Raw genomic sequence first — 16,746 nt, 5'->3', positions numbered from 1 at the left:
GGCTGACCATGCTCGATATTCTCTCCGACCGCACTTATCGGCACCTGTTTCTGGCACAGGTCGTAGCCCTTCTGGGTACCGGACTCGCCACAGTCGCACTCGGCCTGCTCGCCTTTGATCTTTCGGGCGACGGGGCGGCGCTGGTCCTCGGCACAGTCTTCACCATCAAGATGGTTGCTTATGTGGGCATCGCGCCCATTGCAGGGGCTTTCGCAGACCGCGTGCCGCGCCGCGCGCTTCTGGTGACGCTCGATCTAATGCGTGCCGGTGTCGCGCTCGCACTGCCCTTCGTGACCGAGGTCTGGCAGGTCTACGTCCTAATCTTCCTTCTTCAATCGGCTTCCGCCGCCTTCACGCCGACCTTTCAGGCGACGATCCCGGACGTTTTGCCCGAAGAGGCGCGCTATACCCGCGCGCTGTCGCTGTCGCGGCTGGCCTACGATCTGGAAAACATCGTCAGCCCGACGCTGGCGGCCCTTCTGCTCGCGGTGATGTCCTACAATTCGCTTTTCCTCGGCACGGTCCTCGGTTTCGCCGCATCGGCCCTTCTGGTTGTTTCGGTCGTGCTGCCCAGTCCCCGCCCATCCGAGCCGCGCGGTGTCTATGACCGCACTACGCGCGGCATCCGCATCTATCTGGCCACGCCCCGCTTGCGCGGGCTCTTGGCATTGAACCTCGCGGCGGCGGCGGCAGGTGCGATGGTGCTGGTCAACACCGTCGTTCTTGTGCGCGGCTCGCTCGGCCTTTCGGAAAGTGCTCTGGCCTGGACGATGTTCGCCTTCGGCGCAGGGTCGATGATCGCAGCGCTGGTCCTGCCGCGTGTTCTCGATGCGTTGCCGGACCGGCCCGTGATATTCGGCGGAGCCGCGCTGATGGTGGCTACTCTGGTCGGTCTGGCGTTGACGGTCCTTGGAGCAGGCCTTGGCTGGTCCATCCTTCTAACAGCCTGGTTGCTGGTGGGGCTCGGATATTCCGCTGTCCTCACCCCTTCTGGTCGACTGCTGCGCCGTTCCGCACACGCCGGGGACCGCCCGGCACTCTTCGCGGCGCAATTCGCGCTGTCCCACGCCTGCTGGCTTGTGACCTATCCGCTGTCGGGCTGGCTGCTGACGGTCTATGGTGTCGTTCCCGCACTGATCGGACTGGCCCTAATCGCCGCCTTCGGAATGCTCGCAGCGCTGAAACTCTGGCCGTCCGGCGATCCCATTGAGCTTGAGCACACCCACGATAATTTGCCACTCGACCATCCCCACCTAAGGGGACATCGCAGGCACAGCCATGCCTTGATCATTGACGAGAGCCATCCTCGCTGGACTACGCATTTATAAGCCGCGGCAAGAGACGAAGACTGGACACGGGCGGTTCGTTTTCATCCATGCGGACATTCGTGCTTCGAGCAAAATTCATCAAAGTGGGCTCGATGCGCGAATTCTCTGCAAGTTTGGCCGACAGAGGCGTTGACTCTGGCCTAAACTGTCGGCCCCCCGACAAAGAGCACGGCTTAAGTTGCGACCCTCCACATCCGATACCGCCCCTGCCCGGTCATCTCGTGGATCAGACCACGCGCTTCCATCCAAGCAAGGTTGCGCTGGACGGCAGCCCGGCTGGCGCCGATCAGGGCCTCGGCCATCGGAGCGGACACGAGCGGCCATTCGGTAAGTACCGCGCACAAGGCCGGGGGCGTGCGGCCGGAAAGCGGGCTCATCTCGGCTTCCGCCCTCGCCGACCATGCCTCGATATCATCGAGGTGACGCATTGCGGTCAGGCATGCGGTCTCCATCCCGTCAAGCCAACGAGACAGACGGTCAGCGGGTGGGCCACCGAGGCGCAATCCTCCTGGCCCGCCCATGGCCAAAGGCGCGAAGAGCGCCCCCTTGCCCTCACTGGCCACGATCCGTGCGGCTGTGACCGCCGCTTCCATCCGGTCGCCGTGCTGCCCGAGGCCCGCGAGACTCCAGAGATGGAAGCCCATGCAAGCGCGCGTGATTGGGTGAAGATCGGCGGCTTGCGCCATGAGATCGAGCCAACCGCCCGCGCGATCCGCGAAGGGTTCGGCTTCGACGCCGAGGTTCTCGGGGTCGCGGCGGTCGAGGAAGGCGGACAGGTCCACTTCCGGTCCAGGGCCGCCTGTAAGACGCCGCACTGCCCATCCGACACGCGCGAGCGCCGCGGTGTCGTCCTGCACGCCGGACAAGCGCATGGATTTCCAGAGCGCCAGCCGATCCGGGCCAATTCGGTCGCCTACAAACCAGCTGAGGTCTGCCGCCTCCATCAGCGCGAGCCTGTGCCGCCAACCTTTCGGGCCACGGCGCAGCCGGTCGTCCAGCGCGCCGATCCGGCCAGCCACGCGGGCAAGACGGGCGGCACTGCCCGCCTCAGCGCATCGCCAATCGTCGAGGACTGCAGTTTCACGCAACTCTGCCCTTGGTCTGGGCGGCAGAAAATCCGGCTCCTCTTCTATCGGACCGGGCAGGAACCACAGGTCGTCCTCAGACGTCTCTTCAAGCCCCATCGCATCCACTAGAGGATCGTAAAAACTATCATACTGCATAGATACTTGAGTCTTCATGTGTGCAAAATACGGCACTTTTGCATTTTACCCAAGTGTTTTGTCAGGGTGCGCCTGCACACCCTATATAGCACGGGCGCGCGATGGTCTGCGAGAGCTCGCTGATCGCGCTCAGCGTATGGAAACCAAGGGTTCTCTGCTGAGCAGCGCCACAGTGCACGCCCTTGCATTCGTTTACAAACAGTCGTTTAGTGGCGATATATGAAACTGCAAAAGGCCTGTTTTGATGCCATTGATAGGCTACGCGCGCGTTTCAACCGAGGATCAAACCCCCCTGCCCCAGTCGCAGGCCCTGAAATCCGCGGGTTGCGCCGAGATCCATGAAGAACAGGCCTCGGGCGGAAATCGTGCGCGGCCGGTCCTTGCGCGCGTGTTGGAGCGCGTGGCCAAGGGCGACACGCTGGTTGTCGTTCGCATTGATCGTCTGGCGCGATCGCTGTCGCATCTCTTGGAGGTGATCGAGCGGCTTGAGGCGAAGGGCGCGTTCTTTCGCTCCATTCAAGACCCGATCGACACTGCCTCGCCGCAGGGCAAGTTCACGCTGCAGGTTCTGGGAGCCGCGGCCGAGTTTGAACGCGCCCTGATCCGGGAACGCACGAAGGCCGGCTTGGCGAGCGCGAAGACCAAAGGACGCGTGGGCGGCAATCCGGGCCTGCGCGCGCGAGACCCTGCCGCACAGCGCAAGGTGCGGCTGGCGCGGCAGGACGGATATATGGAACGACTAAACGAGACCGCGCAAGACTGGGTACCGCATGTACGCCGGCTGCGCCCTGATATGGCTTGGGAGGATGTGCTGCGCATCATCAACGGCCCCTTGCCCGAGGCGCGGCGTTGGACGCAAAGCCGCCTGTTGCGCGCCGTGAACGCCTATGTCCGCGACGGTTTTCTGCCGACGACGGTCGTCGGTCGGGCAAATCGCCGCGACACGGACGATCGCCTGCCCGCCATTGTCGCAGGCATCAAGGGCGCCAAACCCGACATGACCCTACAGGCCATCTGTGATCGGCTGGAGATTATGCGTGAGCGGACACCGCGCGGAAGGTCCAAGTGGCAGCCGTCATCGGTGAAAATGCTTCTTGAACGCGCTGAGAAACTTGGGTTGCTTGACTGAATTGAGTAGTGCCTGCGCTTGTGTCTGTGTAATTGAACCACACCATATCTAGAAAGAGCTTGCACGAATCTGATAGCTCGGGCAATAGTCTCGATAAATAACGCGCGGTCACATAAAAAACGCGCCCACGAATCGAGGCAGAGATGAGCGAAGCTGAGCAGGACCTGGACATTGCCATCGGGCACTACGCAGAGCTTCTCGCGTCAAACCTTCATGCGCAACGTGCGGCCCACTTCCCTCCCGACGCCAAGAAAGTCATGCGCAGCCTGACTAGCGGCGAGGCGGCAGAGTTGCTTGGCGTCGATCATACCTACCTTCGCAAGCTTCATCGAGAAGGAAAGATCGCTGACGTCGAAACCACCGCGGGCAGCCACCGTCGGTATACACTCGATGATATCTGGGAGATCCGCCACGCCCTAGAGGCAAACGCGAAGAAGCCTGGGACCTACGTGCCGGGGCGTCGTGCCGGTGACGAGCTTCAGGTTGTCTCCGTTGTGAACTTCAAAGGCGGCTCGGGGAAAACGACAACATCAGCTCACCTTGCGCAGCGCTTGGCTCTCAAGGGATATCGTGTCCTTGCGATCGATCTGGACCCCCAAGCATCCTTTTCCGCGCTGCATGGCATCCAGCCTGAGCTGGACCTGATGGAGGGTGGAACGCTGTATGACGCAGTTCGCTATGATGAACCGGTCCCGATCTCGGAAGTAATCCGTAAAACCTACATCCGAGGCCTTGACCTTATCCCCGGGAACCTAGAGCTCATGGAATTCGAACATGAGACGCCGGCTGCCATCCAGCGAGGCGGCGCCCGCGCGTTCTTTGCCCGTGTGCGTGATGCGCTCGATAGTGTTGAAGCAGACTATGACGTCGTCGTCATCGACTGTCCGCCGCAGCTTGGCTTCCTGACCATGTCTGCCTTGTCGGCGTCCTCTGGGGTGCTTGTCACCGTTCACCCACAGATGCTCGATCTCATGTCTATGTCGCAGTTTTTGCGCATGACCGCTGATCTGCTTGGCGTCATCCGGGACGCCGGCGCAAACCTTCGCTTTGACTGGCTGCGTTTCCTGCCAACCCGCTACAAGGTGGGTGATGCACCGCAAACTGAGGTCATTGCCTTCATCCGGGGTCTTTTTGGCAGGTCCGTTCTGACCAATCACATGGTCGAATCGACTGCGATTTCGGATGCGGGGCTCACAAAGCAGACGCTCTATGAGGCCGACAAGAAGGAATTCACGCGCCAGACTTTCGATCGCGCGATCGATTCCATGAACGGCGTCAACGACGAGATCGCTGCGATCATTCAGAACACGTGGGGACGCAATGGCAAGAAAGCCTAAACTTGGTCTGCCCTTGCAGACCCTGCGCAACGCGCCCGACGCTCTTGAGGGGCGCAGGCTCCGAGGTGGTGTTTTCGAAATCGACCCCGGTCATATCGAGACTGCAGGTCGGTTAGATGACCGACTTCAGATCGAGATCGAGGGTCTGAGGGCATCGATTTTCAAGAACGGCCAACGTGTTCCGATCCTAGTGCGCCCACTTGAGAGTAATCGCTACAGCCTGATCTATGGCCGCCGTCGCCTTGAGGCTTGCAGAGAACTTGGGATCAAGGTCCGCGCAATTGTCACGGAAATGGAGGGCGATCAGGCGCTTCGCGATCAGTTGCTGGAAAACCAGGAGCGGCGAGATCTGAGCTTTATCGAACGCGCGCTCGTAGCCGCTGCCTTGCTTGATGGAGACCACCTGGGAGAGTCAGAGCGCACCAACAAGGGCGTTGCCGAGGTTCTCAATCTGACCGAGGCTGGGGTTTCGCAGTTGTTAAGCGTTGTCCGCACCGTAGGAGAAGATCTTGTCCTTGCCATCGGTGCGGCACCTGGGATCGGCCGACCCCGATGGGAGGAACTCAAGAAGTGTATTGGGGCTGCAGATGTGGACCACGAGCGACTCGCAGCCTTGGCCAATGAAACCAAATCAATCCATTCGGGTGGAATAGATGAGAAGTCCGACCGGGCATTTTTGGCAGTCCTTTCTGCGGCAGGGAAGACCGAGCACTCCACTTCCTCGATTCGCTCGCGCAGCCAGCCTGAAATGGTCATTCCGGGGGTCGGTGCTGCAACCGTCACGACCGGACGCCGTGGCAAGCAACTCAAGCTCGAGTTGAAGTCCGAGGATACTGAATTTGTCAGCTGGCTTGAGGGCAACGCCCCGCAGCTGCTTACCGAGCTTCATGAGCGCTGGAAGCGCTCAGAAGACTGAGGAAGAGCAACCAACAAAAAGGAGGCACGATACAGGCAAGAATGAAAAAGGCCCCGAGAAGCTAGCTTCACGAGACCTTAATTAGGTTTCGAACGGGACCAGCCCGCTACAAAACTTCAGTTTTCGCACCTCTGAATGTAGCGATCTGGCCCCTCTCCCGCAAGCGCAAAGCGATTCGCGGGCCACTCAAATTTTGCCTTCGTGAATATTTTCATGGAGTACACACCAATTTCGCCGTTTATGCGGCCGATATCGCACGCCCATCTGCGCGTGATCGAGCGGCCCGAGTCATCTGTTCCAGGCAAGCCCGTCAACAAGTGGGAGCTCCTCCGCGAGTTGTCCAAGGCGCAGGCAGCCTTTGGGGTTTCCGAGCGCGATCTGACCGTTCTTCAGGGACTTCTCAGCTTCTTTCCGGACGATGCGCTTGGCGGGAACACCGAAATGGTCGTCTTCCCATCCAACAAGGCGATCTGCGAGCGGCTGAACGGCATGCCTTGCTCGACGATGCGCCGTCACCTCGCCCGGTTGGTAGACGCAGGCTTGCTCATGCGGCGCGATAGCCCCAACGGGAAGCGGTATGTGCGCAAGCGTGGCGAAGATCGCGTGGCCTTCGGCTTTGACCTCTCCCCGCTCTATTGCCGGGCAGAGGAGATTGCACGGGCCGCAGAGGCTGTGCGTGAGGCTGAGGACCGTGTGCGGCGACTGAGGGAGGTGGTGAGCCTCATGCGTCGCGACCTAGCCGCTCTGGCGGAGTTCGGCGAGGAGATCCAGCCCGGGCTTGGCCTATGGGACCAGCTCAGCGATACGGCCGCCCTCACAGCCCGCGCCCTTCGCCGCAAGCTTTCGCTTGAGGAACTGTCGGCATTTAGGACTGAACTGGAGAGCCTTCTCGATCAGGCACGTAACGTGATTGATGGTCCTGATACGGAAGAAATGAACACCAATGATGCCCAATTTGAGCGCCACCATCATAATTCAAATAAAGAATCTATAGATCTTGAACCTGCCTTAGAGAAAGGCGGGGCAGCGGCCGGCGCGCCAGATGCTGATCCATGTGAGCCTGAGGCCGAGGTTAAAGAACCGGACATGAGGCGGGTGCCGAAGATCCCACTCCATTTAGTGCTCACAAGCTGTCCGTCGCTCAAGACCTTCTATCAGGGTGATATCCGACACTGGCACCAACTCTTCGACGCGGCCTGCCACGTACGGCCAGCCATGGGGATCAGTGTTTCCGCTTGGGAAGAAGCGCAGCGCTGTATGGGCCCAGAGCAGGCCTCGATCGTCGTCGTGGCCATGTTGGAACGCTTTGCCGACATTAGATCACCGGGTGGGTACTTGCGGGCGCTGACGTCGAAGGCTGCGGCGGGTGAATTCTCTTGCGGACCGATGGTTATGGCTCTGATCGGTCGGCGAAGTGCGGCTTAACAGCTGTTAAGTTCAGACGGGGTCGGGGCTGAGTTGGCATGACTTAACAGCTGTTAAGTCGACTCTTGGCAACCACACCGTCAACGAGAGGGAAAGGAGTGTTGGTTTGAGGGTGACGGGAAGTGAGATCGGGAGAGTGGCTTCCGGCGCCCGTCGTGGAGAAGAACTGATGACGAAAGCCGTCCAGAAAATCACCCTGTCCCCCTCGCGGGATATCCCCTTTGACAAGCTGGTGCTGAGCCAGTCGAATGTGCGGCGCATCAAGGCTGGCGTGTCCGTCGAGGAACTGACCGAAGATATTGCCCGCCGCGGTCTGTTGCAGAGCCTGAGCGTGCGGCCCGTCTTGGCTGACGATGGGACCGAGACCGGCAAGTTCGAGATCCCGGCCGGTGGATGGTGGTTCCAGGCATTGTCCCTTCTGGTGAAGCAGAAGCGTTTGGCGAAGACCACGCCCATTCCCTGCATCGTGCGCGATGCGGGGTCCGACATCCTGGCCGAGGACGATTCCCTTGCAGAAAACATGCAGCGCGTCGCCCTACACCCGCTCGACCAGTTCCGCGCGTTTGTGTCCCTGCGCGACAAGGGTCAGAGCGATGCTGAGATTGCTACCGCCTTCTTCGTGACGCCGCAGATCGTGAAGCAGCGCCTCAAACTTGCCTCCGTCGCCCCTGCCCTGCTTGAGATCTATGCCGAGGATGACATGACGCTGGAGCAGGTCATGGCCTTCACAGTGAACCCCGATCACGCGCGTCAGGTTCAGGTCTGGGGTGTGATCCATTCATCCTGGAACAAGGAGCCATTCCAGATCCGGCGCATGCTGACAGAGACCTCGGTCCGGGTGTCGGACCGGCGCGCGGTCTTTGTGGGTGTTGACGCCTATGAAACGGCGGGCGGCACGATGCTGCATGACCTCTTCCAGGGCGATGACGGTGGTTGGCTCGAAGACCCTGCCCTGCTCGATCGGCTAGTTACGGAAAAACTCCAGGCCGAGGCTGAGACGTTTGCGGCTGAGGGCTGGAAGTGGATCGAGGTCGCGCTTGACCTGCCCTACGGCTACAGCCAAGGCCTGCGGTCCCTGTCCGGTGATCCGGCGCCGATGACGGATGACGAAGGTGCGGCTCATGCCAAGCTGCTCGACGAGTACCGGGCGCTCGAGGAGGAATACGCGGGTCAGGATGAAATCCCCGACGAGGTCGACACGCGGCTTGGCGTGTTGGAAACGGAGATGGAAAAGATCGAGACCCGGCCGTTGATCTTCGATCAGACAGAGATCGGGCGGGCAGGGGCGTTCGTCACGCTCGACCGCTACGGCGCGCTGGCCGTCTATCGCGGCTATGTGCGTCCAGAGGATGAGCCCGTTGAGGAGACCGCGGTCCAGGATGGTACGGATCCTGCGGTGGCGGGGCGGGGGGATGATCGTGATCTCACCTATGGCGATGGCAGTGCCGCTCATGGCGGAACCGTCATCATGTCGGGTGGCCAGCCGATCGGAGCTGACTTGCCGGAGGATGAGGATGACGGAGCGCTGAAGCCGCTGCCCGAGCGGTTGGTCATGGAGTTGACCGCCCACCGGACGCTGGCGCTGCGTGAAGCGATCGGGCGCTCTCCCGACGTGGCGTTGACGCTGCTGCTGCTGAAGCTTGTGACGGACACCTTCCGCACCTCCTCCGCTTCGAGCAGCTGTCTCGAAGCCTCAGTGCGTCACGTCTATATGTCAGCGCAGGCGAGCGATCTGAAGGACAGCGTGGTGGCCAAGCGGGTCGACGAGCGTCACGCGGAATGGGAAGCCGATCTGCCGCTTGGCGATGATGCGGCACTCTGGGACTATCTGACGGTCCTCGACCAGGGCAGTCGGCTGGCCTTGCTGGCGCATTGCCTCAGCTTCGGCGTCAGCGCGCTGCACGAGAAGGTGAACCCTTACGGGGCAGGCATCTCTGCAGGTGGTCTGACCCGGCGCATGGCGCAGGCGGATATCGTGGGGCAAGCCGTTGATCTCGACATGGTCGAGGCGGGCTGGGAGCCGACGGTGGATACCTATCTCAACCGCGTGCCCAAGGCCCGCATTCTTGAGGCCGTACGTGAGGCCAAGGGGGAGGGGACTGCCCAACTCCTCGATCATCTGAAGAAAGGCGAGATGGCCAGCGAGGCCGAGCGCTTGCTGAAGGGCAGCGGCTGGTTGCCCGAGGTCCTGCGCCGGAACGATCTCGTGGCGCTGGAAGTTGAGGACCGTGCTGAAGGGCAGGGGGTGGATGCCCAAGCGGCTGACAGCGTCAGTGAAGCTGACCTTCCTGCATTCCTGACGGATGACCTGCCTGCTGAAGGCGCGTCGATGCTGGCCGCGGAATAACGTAATCTGGCAGGGGGCGGGTATACCGCCCCCAATCACCCTATAACGTAACAATATCAATAAGATGAGTGCGACTGCTCGCATTCGGAATGAGGAATCATGTCTGCAACAATCATCATCGACACAGCCCCCCTCGGGGCGCTCATTCGCTACACCGACGGTAGTTCCAAGCCGCCCGCACGCTTCACCAAGAAGCTGGCGGCCTGGGAGCGCTCGAACGGTGTCGGGCGCCTCGTGAAAAAGGAACCACCAGGGCCTTACGCGACCTGGACAGCACTCGCGTCGTTCACGCTGCATGAGGGCAACTTCTCCTCGGACGGCGTGATTCTCGTCACCATCATGCGCAGCCATTCCGCTGACAGCGCCCTCGTCTTCGAGGTGGCCGAGGAACCGAAGCCCGGGCAGGTACGCGTGCTTCTCGACTTCGGCGGCAACACCGAGCTGTTGCATTTGGCGGAATCCATCACTGCGGCCGAGCTCTGGATTGCCAAGGAAGGATACCGCAATGCGCGACTTGAAATCGTCGGCGACGAAGACGGCGAAAGGGCAGGGGGCGCGGACCTGGCCGCCTGAGCCCAACTGAAACCCAGGAGCCCGCCCAAGGGCGGGCCTCTCAACCATCACAACCTTGTCCTTTGAGTTCGCGGGGTACCAAAGGAACCATCCCCAAAGAAGGAGTCTTCAACCAAGAGCATGGCCGGGAGGCTCGCGGCGTTCCAAGCATCAGCGGGACAATCGGCTCCAGTCGTAAGGGGACCATCCCCGGCTCGCCATTTCCTTCCTTGGCCCGAATCCCGTCTTCGAGATCACCCCGCGAGGGGTCGGACTACGGGCGAGCCCGTGCCGCCGGATGGATTCGGACGAGCCGAACGCACCCGGTGATGTCAGCCAGTCTTCGGGCCTGCGGGGTCCTGTCGCGCGAGGGATGGTCCCCCGCCTCCAAGACGGGAGCCAAACAGATGTCCCGCAAAGATGCACACGCCTTCGCCGCCTCCCTCGCCGCCACGCTCATGGTTTCGATCGTCGTCTTCCAAGTTGGGGATGGAACCTTCGGCGCCGTCCCTGCCGATGAAATCGACGGCGACGAAGTTCAGGTACTGGTTGAGGTTGACCCGTGGGCTTAGGCCCACGGTTTCCGCCAAGGTTCAGGTTCGGCGCAAGGGCGCCGACCTGAGTTCTACGCCTGCCAGTCGCCGCAGCTGAACGAGACAGAGTGCCGATGCAGGCCGGCAGATCGTCACCTTCCTCGAATTGTCAGGCTAGTCAGAGTCCTACGGGCCGCCCGAGACGTCTAGGAAGAGTTTCACCAAGGCGACGTTGATGAAGTAGTTATTCTTCCCAGACCGGTGCTTTTCCACAAAGCCCCGGTCCGCCAAGGTGTCGAGATACTTCGCAGCGGTTTGTCTGCTGACATCCAGATCCTTCTGCAGGTATTCGATCCGCGTGTAAGGGTGGCGGAAGAGATTGTTCAGCAGTTCCTGGCTGTAGATCTTGGGCAACTCATACCGCAGCCGATGCTTGACGTCCGCCATTTGCTGCCGGATACCGGTAACAATCTCGAAGGTCGTCGCAGAGGTCTCTGCAACGGCCTCGAGCATGTAGATGACCCAGTTCTCCCAGTTTCCGGTATCTCGCACGTCTTGCAGGTGCTGATAGTAGTCCGCCTTGTTGCGAGTAATGAAACGCGACAGGTACAGCACGGGGATGTCGAGCAACCCGGTGCGGGTAAGGTAGAGGACATTCAGAATGCGGCCGATTCGCCCGTTTCCGTCTGGAAAGGGGTGGATGCTTTCGAATTGGTGGTGGATGAGCGCCATCTTGATCAGCGGATCAAGGTCGCTGAGACCGTCATCGTTGATAAACCGTTCCAACGCGGTCATGTGGGTGACGATCTCGCGCGCATCCTGAGGCGGCACAAAGACGATCTCTTCGGTCTTCTCGTTCTTTAGGGCGGTTCCCGGTGTTACTCGAAACCCATCACTACGCCCTTTCAGCAGACGAAACATGTCGATGATCGCTGAGTTGGGGATCAAACCGCCGGTTTCACCCAACCGTGCATAGCCAAGCCGGAGAGCATCGCGATAAAGGGCGACCTCTTTGGCCGCAGGGGATTGCGGATCGTCGGGGAAGATGTCCGCCTGAAACAGCTCATCTTGCGTCGTGACGATGTTTTCGACTTCGGAGGAGGCCTTGGCTTCCTGGAGTGCGAGGGTATCGATCAAAATGCCCTGATTTGGGATGGTCTTTGCCTGCCCCTTCAGGTCCGCAAGCGCACGGCTAGCGCGAGCGAGCGCTTTGAGCACAGGAATAGTTTCGATTTCCGCCGTCGGGGGCAGGGTGGGGATGATATAGGTCGGCTTTAACATGTTCCCTGCCTCGTGTTAAGAAAGTGTCGCTTTGCTAACATGATCTTCGTGTCATGTCAGTAAAAAGCTGTTTTCTTAACTTGGGTCTGTGCCCGCCTTGAATGCGTCAACGAACCACTTCGGGTCACGCCCACGGATAGACCGGATGAGCTGTAGGGTTCTTAGGTGGTGAGGATTTCGCAGCGGATTGCACAAGGGTGGTTTTCACCTTGGAGCCGACAAGTTCGGCAAGAGAGTAGCCCAGTTCCGGCGCAGGCTACCGCCTTTTGTCGATCTTGATAGGTGGAAGCCGCCTTCGACATCCTTCTGCATTTTCTTCAGCTCGCTGAGCGACAGGGCCTCGAGATCGAAATCAGCCATTGGTGCGGTCCGTGTCCTGAATGTTCCGATATTGATAGCCCGTTGCAGCATAGGCCCGAAACTTCCGGCAGGCAGGGGCAGAAGGGCGCGAGTCGATGATCGTCACTTTCGTCACCGCCAGAGAGGTGCAGGGATTAGGTTCAGATAAGTTCGACTGGCAAGGTGACAGGGTCTGGCATGGGCTCCCCGTGCCTCTCTGTCCTCTGGGTCCTTCGTTCGACTGACAATCCCCTAATCCCGTTCGGTCTCCTGCGCCCAACCCCGCGTCAGTCCGGGCCGTGTTGGCCGCCTGTGGCGTCCTGCCCGCTCCACCCCGGTCCTTTGGAGGGATTCCGGCGTCCGTGCCGTCCGCCGTGCACGCCTCACCCGACGGGCTTTTTCGGGTCTTGTCGAAGGGACGGTCCCGAAGACAGGAAACACAGGAGCTTACCCATGCAGAGCATCGTCATCCTCGCCGGCAACATCGGTCAGAACCCCGAAGCCCGCACCACGAAAGGCGCGAGCACCCAGATCACCAACTTCAGCCTTGCCACCTCGCGCTCCCGCCTCTCGGAAGGTCGCGTGATGCGCGACGACAACGGCTACCGGGTCATGGACACGGAATGGCACCGCATCACCTGCTTCAACGGTCTCAGCAAGACGGTCACGGAGCATTGCGAAAAGGGCATGAAGGTCCTCGCCCACGGCCGTATCCACTACAGCAAGTGGATCGATAGCATGGGCATTGACCGCTACGGCTGCGAGATCATCGCCGAAACTTCCTTAGCCGTCCGAAATCAGCCGAGGGCCAAGACCCCGAGCTGGTCGACCGCGACGACGAGATCCCGTTCTGAGGGTGGGTTCACCCGCCGGGTCTCCCCCTCGGGCCCGACGGGACAACCCGCCGGGTTCGGGGAGCGCCGTAGCCGGTTAGGTCCAGTCTGGCGCTGGCGCACTTATTGACAAACTTTGGCAATCTATGCCATCTTCATGACAAAGGAGATCAAGACCATGGCCACGATGAATGTCTCATTGCCCGATCCGATGAAGATCTGGGTCGAGGCGCAAACCAAGGATGGGCGCTACAGCAACGCCAGTGACTACGTGCGCGATCTGATCCGACGAGATCAGGACCGCCACCGCGCCATTGCGGAGCTGCAACAGCTCGTCGATGAGGGCATCGCCAGTGGTCCCGCAAGGCATTTGGATGTCGAAGCATTTCTTGCCGGCAAGCGAGAACATAATGCCGACACCACCGGTCACTGAATACAGGCTGTCCCCCGCAGCTTTGAGCGATCTGGACGCGATCTGGGATTATACCGTGCGCATCTGGTCTGTTGGCCAGGCCGAAACCTACATCCTCGCGATTGCCAGCGATATGTCCCTGCTGGTCCGACACCCGGAAATCGCGCGCGAACGGCTCGAAATTCGCCCACCGGTGCGGGTGTACCGCTCAGGGTCCCATCTCATCATCTATCGGATCGAAGCCAGCTGGGTAAGCGTGCTGCGTATTGTGCATGCGCGGCAAAATTGGACGGCTTATCTCAACGAATGATCCTGTCCTTGTGTCACACAAGCCGACAGTCGATATTTATCTACCACATGAGGATTTGACCATGAAACCCGCTGACGAAGACCGCATCGCGGCCAATCTTGCGAAGATCATGGCCATGATCTGCATCCGCAATTCGCGCCTCGAAGACCTGCACGCAGGCACGGTGCCAACAACCAAGACGGGGGATTATTCCGATGTCCTCGTGATCGATGCGGAGGGCCGCGAAATACCATGGCTTGAGGCCGCCCATATCGACGACGCCCAGATGGCAAGCCTGATGCGGGACATCGTCAACCGCCTGTTCACGTTTCACATCAAGAGCGATGATCCGGGTTTCCGGGAGGACCTTGATCGCTGGATGGCCGTCGCTGGCAGATGGGACGATCCGGTGCTGGATCAGGCCTTCCTTGATGCGATGGCCAGCTTGAAGTCTCGCCCGAACAGTTAGGTCAGCACCCGGTGTCACTGTGCCTGCGCCGGGCTGCTTGCCAACAGGCGGTACTTCGACCTCGGCCTGCGTTTGAGAGTCAGAGAGGTGTTGGTTGATTTAGCGACCGGTGTGCTTCCTGTTCGGAGTGAGAGGCATTATCATTGGCAAATTCAATAGGTTGAATAGTTCATTGCCGACCTGTAATTCAAATGCCTTTATATCGGAGCAAAAATGCATTCTGCGCTCAAACTTGCTTTTGGAAGTCTTGTCGTTGGGAGCATTGTTCTAGCGTTAAAGACACTGGCATGGCTGATGACAGGCTCCGTGGCGTTGCTCTCGGACGCGCTCGAAAGCACTGTGAACCTCGCAACTGCGTTCGCCGCGCTCGTTGCGATACGGATCGCGGCGCGACCGCCGGACGCAAATCATCCCTTTGGTCACCACAAGGCTGAGTTCTTCAGCGCCGTCCTAGAGGGGGTGATGATCATCGTAGCGGCGATATTCATCCTGCGGGAGGCGTACGAAGGCTTCCTAAGCCCTCGCGCGCTTGGCGCTCCGATAGAGGGCCTTCTGGTGAACGGAACGGCCACGATGCTCAATGCGATGTGGGCCTTCGTGCTGGTTCGAAGAGGGCGTCTACTGAAATCTCCAGCGTTGGTCGCCGATGGGAGGCATCTATGGACCGATGTCTTTACGTCCGCAGGCGTCGCGATGGGAGTTCTTCTTGCACTTGCTACCGGATGGTGGGTCCTTGACCCGCTTATGGCTGCATTGGTTGCGATCAATATCATATGGTCTGGTTCTCGCGTCGTGAAAGAGTCGCTGAGCGGCCTGATGGATGAGGCGGTTCCAGAAGAGATTCTGGCCAGCATACGTGAAGCCATCTCAATCGAAGCGGCCGGAGCGGTCGAAGCGCACGATCTCAGGACCCGTCATGCGGGCAGTGCGACCTTTGTAGAATTTCATCTTGTGGTCCCAAGCGAAATGACGGTTTTCGACGCCCACGAGATCTGTGACAGAGTTGAGGTTGGTATCGCCAAAGCGGTTCCAGATGCGCGCATCACCATCCACGTTGAACCTGAGCATAAGTCAAAGCGCACTGGAATTGTCGTGTTAGAATAGAGCGCGTTGAATGACCATCACATCATCTCAACTGAAAGAATGCTTGGCATGGTGAGCGTTCGGCAAGCCACGTTTCGTCGCAAAAATTTTCCATCAAGCTGCGGAGTTAACAGTCAAAGAGGTGTTGGTTGCTTTCGCGACGGGTTAAAGGCTGGGAGAGTGGCTTCCAGCGCCTATCACGGAGGAATGCCGATGGGTGTTGTGGAATTCTTGGACGCTGTACTACCAACAAGGGCAGGTGGCTATAAGGTAGATGTCAGCCGGGGCGAGCGGAACGGGCGGATGTCGCCCGAATGATTCAGCCGACCCGATGACGAGCAGTATCTTTCACTGGACGATCTCGCAGCCAACGTGCAAGGTCGCTACGCGCGCAGCCGCAGCCGGGTGTTGCAGACCGGCGATATCCGGGTCGAGGCGGTGCGCGACGGCCCCGCCGGTTGCAGTTGATCCTGCCGAAGGGTAAAAAACTGCTGAACTTATTTGTGCAAAACGACATTAACGACTTCGCAACAGCAGTCTTCTTGTCCCACGAACTGATATTTTTGCTGCGTATGACCGGTTTCGCGGGCGGTGGGGCGCGCTGGTTTGCGCCGCGATATCGCCCGCGATCTGCCGTCTCGATCAGCCGGTGATCTTTCCGGTCATCTCGACCAGGCGCCTGGCCTGATGGGTCACTGCCGCCTTCCCAGCATCGTCAAAGCCATTGGCGTTGGTCGAGAAGCCGTAGGGGTTGCCGCCAGCGTCAAAAATCGACTGATCGGTAAAACCCGGCGCGACAATGATGGCGCCCCAATGCATTGCAGTGGTGTACAGGCTAAGAATGGTCGCTTCCTGACCGCCATGCGGATTCTGGGCGCTCGTCGTGGCCGTGAAGGTCTTGTTGGCCAGCTTGCCGGCACCCCAGAGCCCGCCCAGCGTATCAATGAAGGCCCGAAGCTGGCTGGCGGCCACGCCGAAACGGGTCGGTGTCGAGAAGAAATAACCGTCGGCCCATGCCATGTCGTCGGCCGTCGCTTCGGGGATATCGCCCATCTTGTCCAGTTGCGCTTTCCAGACGTCCTGGGTTTCGACAACCTCTTTCGGGGCCGTCTCGGGAACGCGGCGAAGGCGGACATCCGCGCCTGCGTCGCGGGCTGCCTCTGCCGCCGCCAAGGCGACGGCATGGTTGGTTCCGTAGGTCGAGTAGAAGATAATTGCGATCTTGGGCTGTGCCATTGTCTTTTCCTTTT

Annotated in this window: 16 protein-coding genes and 2 pseudogenes; 14 read left to right on the top strand and 4 right to left on the bottom strand. The window is 60.0% G+C overall.

Annotation, left to right across the window (positions count from 1 at the left end):
* The first annotated feature begins 8 nt into the window (after window positions 1–8).
* Window positions 9–1,328, top strand: coding sequence for an MFS transporter (locus N7U68_RS20290; RefSeq protein WP_263049313.1), 1,320 nt, complete (start codon window positions 9–11; stop codon window positions 1,326–1,328).
* Between the two features lie 173 nt (window positions 1,329–1,501).
* Here N7U68_RS20290 and N7U68_RS20285 read toward each other — a convergent pair whose 3' ends face one another.
* The gene (locus N7U68_RS20285; protein WP_263049312.1) at window positions 1,502–2,551 is read right to left on the bottom strand and encodes a hypothetical protein; all 1,050 of its coding nucleotides are present in this window, start codon (window positions 2,549–2,551) and stop codon (window positions 1,502–1,504) included.
* A gap of 244 nt (window positions 2,552–2,795) precedes the next feature.
* Here N7U68_RS20285 and N7U68_RS20280 point away from each other — a divergent pair, with 244 nt between their 5' ends.
* The 7 genes from N7U68_RS20280 (at window position 2,796) to N7U68_RS20250 (ending at window position 10,829) form a co-directional block, all read left to right on the top strand.
* Window positions 2,796–3,680, top strand: coding sequence for a recombinase family protein (locus tag N7U68_RS20280; RefSeq protein ID WP_263049311.1), 885 nt, complete (start codon window positions 2,796–2,798; stop codon window positions 3,678–3,680).
* Between the two features lie 143 nt (window positions 3,681–3,823).
* Window positions 3,824–5,017 (top strand): plasmid partitioning protein RepA, encoded by a 1,194-nt coding sequence (gene repA / locus N7U68_RS20275; RefSeq protein WP_263049310.1) that lies wholly within the window; start codon window positions 3,824–3,826, stop codon window positions 5,015–5,017.
* The gene (repB, locus tag N7U68_RS20270; RefSeq protein WP_263049309.1) at window positions 5,001–5,933 is read left to right on the top strand and encodes a plasmid partitioning protein RepB; all 933 of its coding nucleotides are present in this window, start codon (window positions 5,001–5,003) and stop codon (window positions 5,931–5,933) included. The genes repA and repB overlap by 17 nt, the downstream gene beginning before the upstream one ends.
* A 213-nt stretch (window positions 5,934–6,146) precedes the next feature.
* On the top strand, window positions 6,147–7,358 hold the full coding sequence (gene repC / locus N7U68_RS20265; protein ID WP_263049308.1) for a plasmid replication protein RepC: 1,212 nt from the start codon (window positions 6,147–6,149) through the stop codon (window positions 7,356–7,358).
* Between the two features lie 169 nt (window positions 7,359–7,527).
* Complete coding sequence (locus N7U68_RS20260) at window positions 7,528–9,705, top strand: ParB/RepB/Spo0J family partition protein (RefSeq protein ID WP_263049307.1); 2,178 nt, start codon at window positions 7,528–7,530, stop codon at window positions 9,703–9,705.
* Window positions 9,706–9,804: 99 nt separating this feature from the next.
* A complete protein-coding gene (locus N7U68_RS20255) occupies window positions 9,805–10,278 on the top strand; it encodes a UCP036055 family protein (RefSeq protein WP_263049306.1) in 474 nt (157 codons plus the stop codon).
* A 386-nt stretch (window positions 10,279–10,664) separates the two neighbouring features.
* On the top strand, window positions 10,665–10,829 hold the full coding sequence (locus N7U68_RS20250) for a hypothetical protein (RefSeq protein WP_162931916.1): 165 nt from the start codon (window positions 10,665–10,667) through the stop codon (window positions 10,827–10,829).
* A gap of 147 nt (window positions 10,830–10,976) precedes the next feature.
* Here the strand turns inward: N7U68_RS20250 and N7U68_RS20245 are convergent, their stop codons facing one another.
* Both N7U68_RS20245 and N7U68_RS20240 read right to left on the bottom strand, forming a co-directional pair.
* Entirely contained in the window at window positions 10,977–12,071 is a 1,095-nt protein-coding gene (locus N7U68_RS20245; RefSeq protein WP_185805164.1) for a Fic family protein, read from the bottom strand.
* A 204-nt stretch (window positions 12,072–12,275) separates the two neighbouring features.
* Entirely contained in the window at window positions 12,276–12,431 is a 156-nt protein-coding gene (locus tag N7U68_RS20240; RefSeq protein WP_240910506.1) for a hypothetical protein, read from the bottom strand.
* Window positions 12,432–12,863: 432 nt separating this feature from the next.
* On the opposite strand from N7U68_RS20240, the pseudogene N7U68_RS20235 reads away from it, so the two are divergent.
* The 6 genes and pseudogenes from N7U68_RS20235 to N7U68_RS20210 all read left to right on the top strand — a co-directional run.
* Window positions 12,864–13,264, top strand: a pseudogene (locus tag N7U68_RS20235) (single-stranded DNA-binding protein).
* A gap of 157 nt (window positions 13,265–13,421) precedes the next feature.
* Window positions 13,422–13,676, top strand: coding sequence for a type II toxin-antitoxin system ParD family antitoxin (locus tag N7U68_RS20230; RefSeq protein ID WP_263049305.1), 255 nt, complete (start codon window positions 13,422–13,424; stop codon window positions 13,674–13,676).
* A complete protein-coding gene (locus N7U68_RS20225) occupies window positions 13,654–13,965 on the top strand; it encodes a type II toxin-antitoxin system RelE/ParE family toxin (RefSeq protein ID WP_263049304.1) in 312 nt (103 codons plus the stop codon). Before N7U68_RS20230 ends, N7U68_RS20225 begins: the two co-directional genes overlap by 23 nt.
* 61 nt (window positions 13,966–14,026) lie before the next feature.
* Window positions 14,027–14,413: a hypothetical protein gene (locus N7U68_RS20220; protein WP_120352567.1), complete on the top strand. Its 387-nt coding sequence runs from the start codon at window positions 14,027–14,029 to the stop codon at window positions 14,411–14,413.
* A 213-nt stretch (window positions 14,414–14,626) separates the two neighbouring features.
* The gene (locus N7U68_RS20215; RefSeq protein ID WP_120352568.1) at window positions 14,627–15,517 is read left to right on the top strand and encodes a cation diffusion facilitator family transporter; all 891 of its coding nucleotides are present in this window, start codon (window positions 14,627–14,629) and stop codon (window positions 15,515–15,517) included.
* 192 nt (window positions 15,518–15,709) lie between these two features.
* A pseudogene (locus N7U68_RS20210) lies at window positions 15,710–15,984 on the top strand (DUF932 domain-containing protein); the annotation flags it as partial.
* A 154-nt stretch (window positions 15,985–16,138) separates the two neighbouring features.
* Here the strand turns inward: N7U68_RS20210 and wrbA are convergent.
* The gene (wrbA, locus tag N7U68_RS20205; RefSeq protein ID WP_166195028.1) at window positions 16,139–16,732 is read right to left on the bottom strand and encodes an NAD(P)H:quinone oxidoreductase; all 594 of its coding nucleotides are present in this window, start codon (window positions 16,730–16,732) and stop codon (window positions 16,139–16,141) included.
* Window positions 16,733–16,746 lie beyond the last annotated feature (14 nt).

Source organism: Roseovarius pelagicus, from assembly GCF_025639885.1.
Taxonomy (GTDB): Bacteria; Pseudomonadota; Alphaproteobacteria; order Rhodobacterales; family Rhodobacteraceae; genus Roseovarius; species Roseovarius pelagicus.
This window is presented reverse-complemented; position numbering and strand designations above follow the sequence as displayed.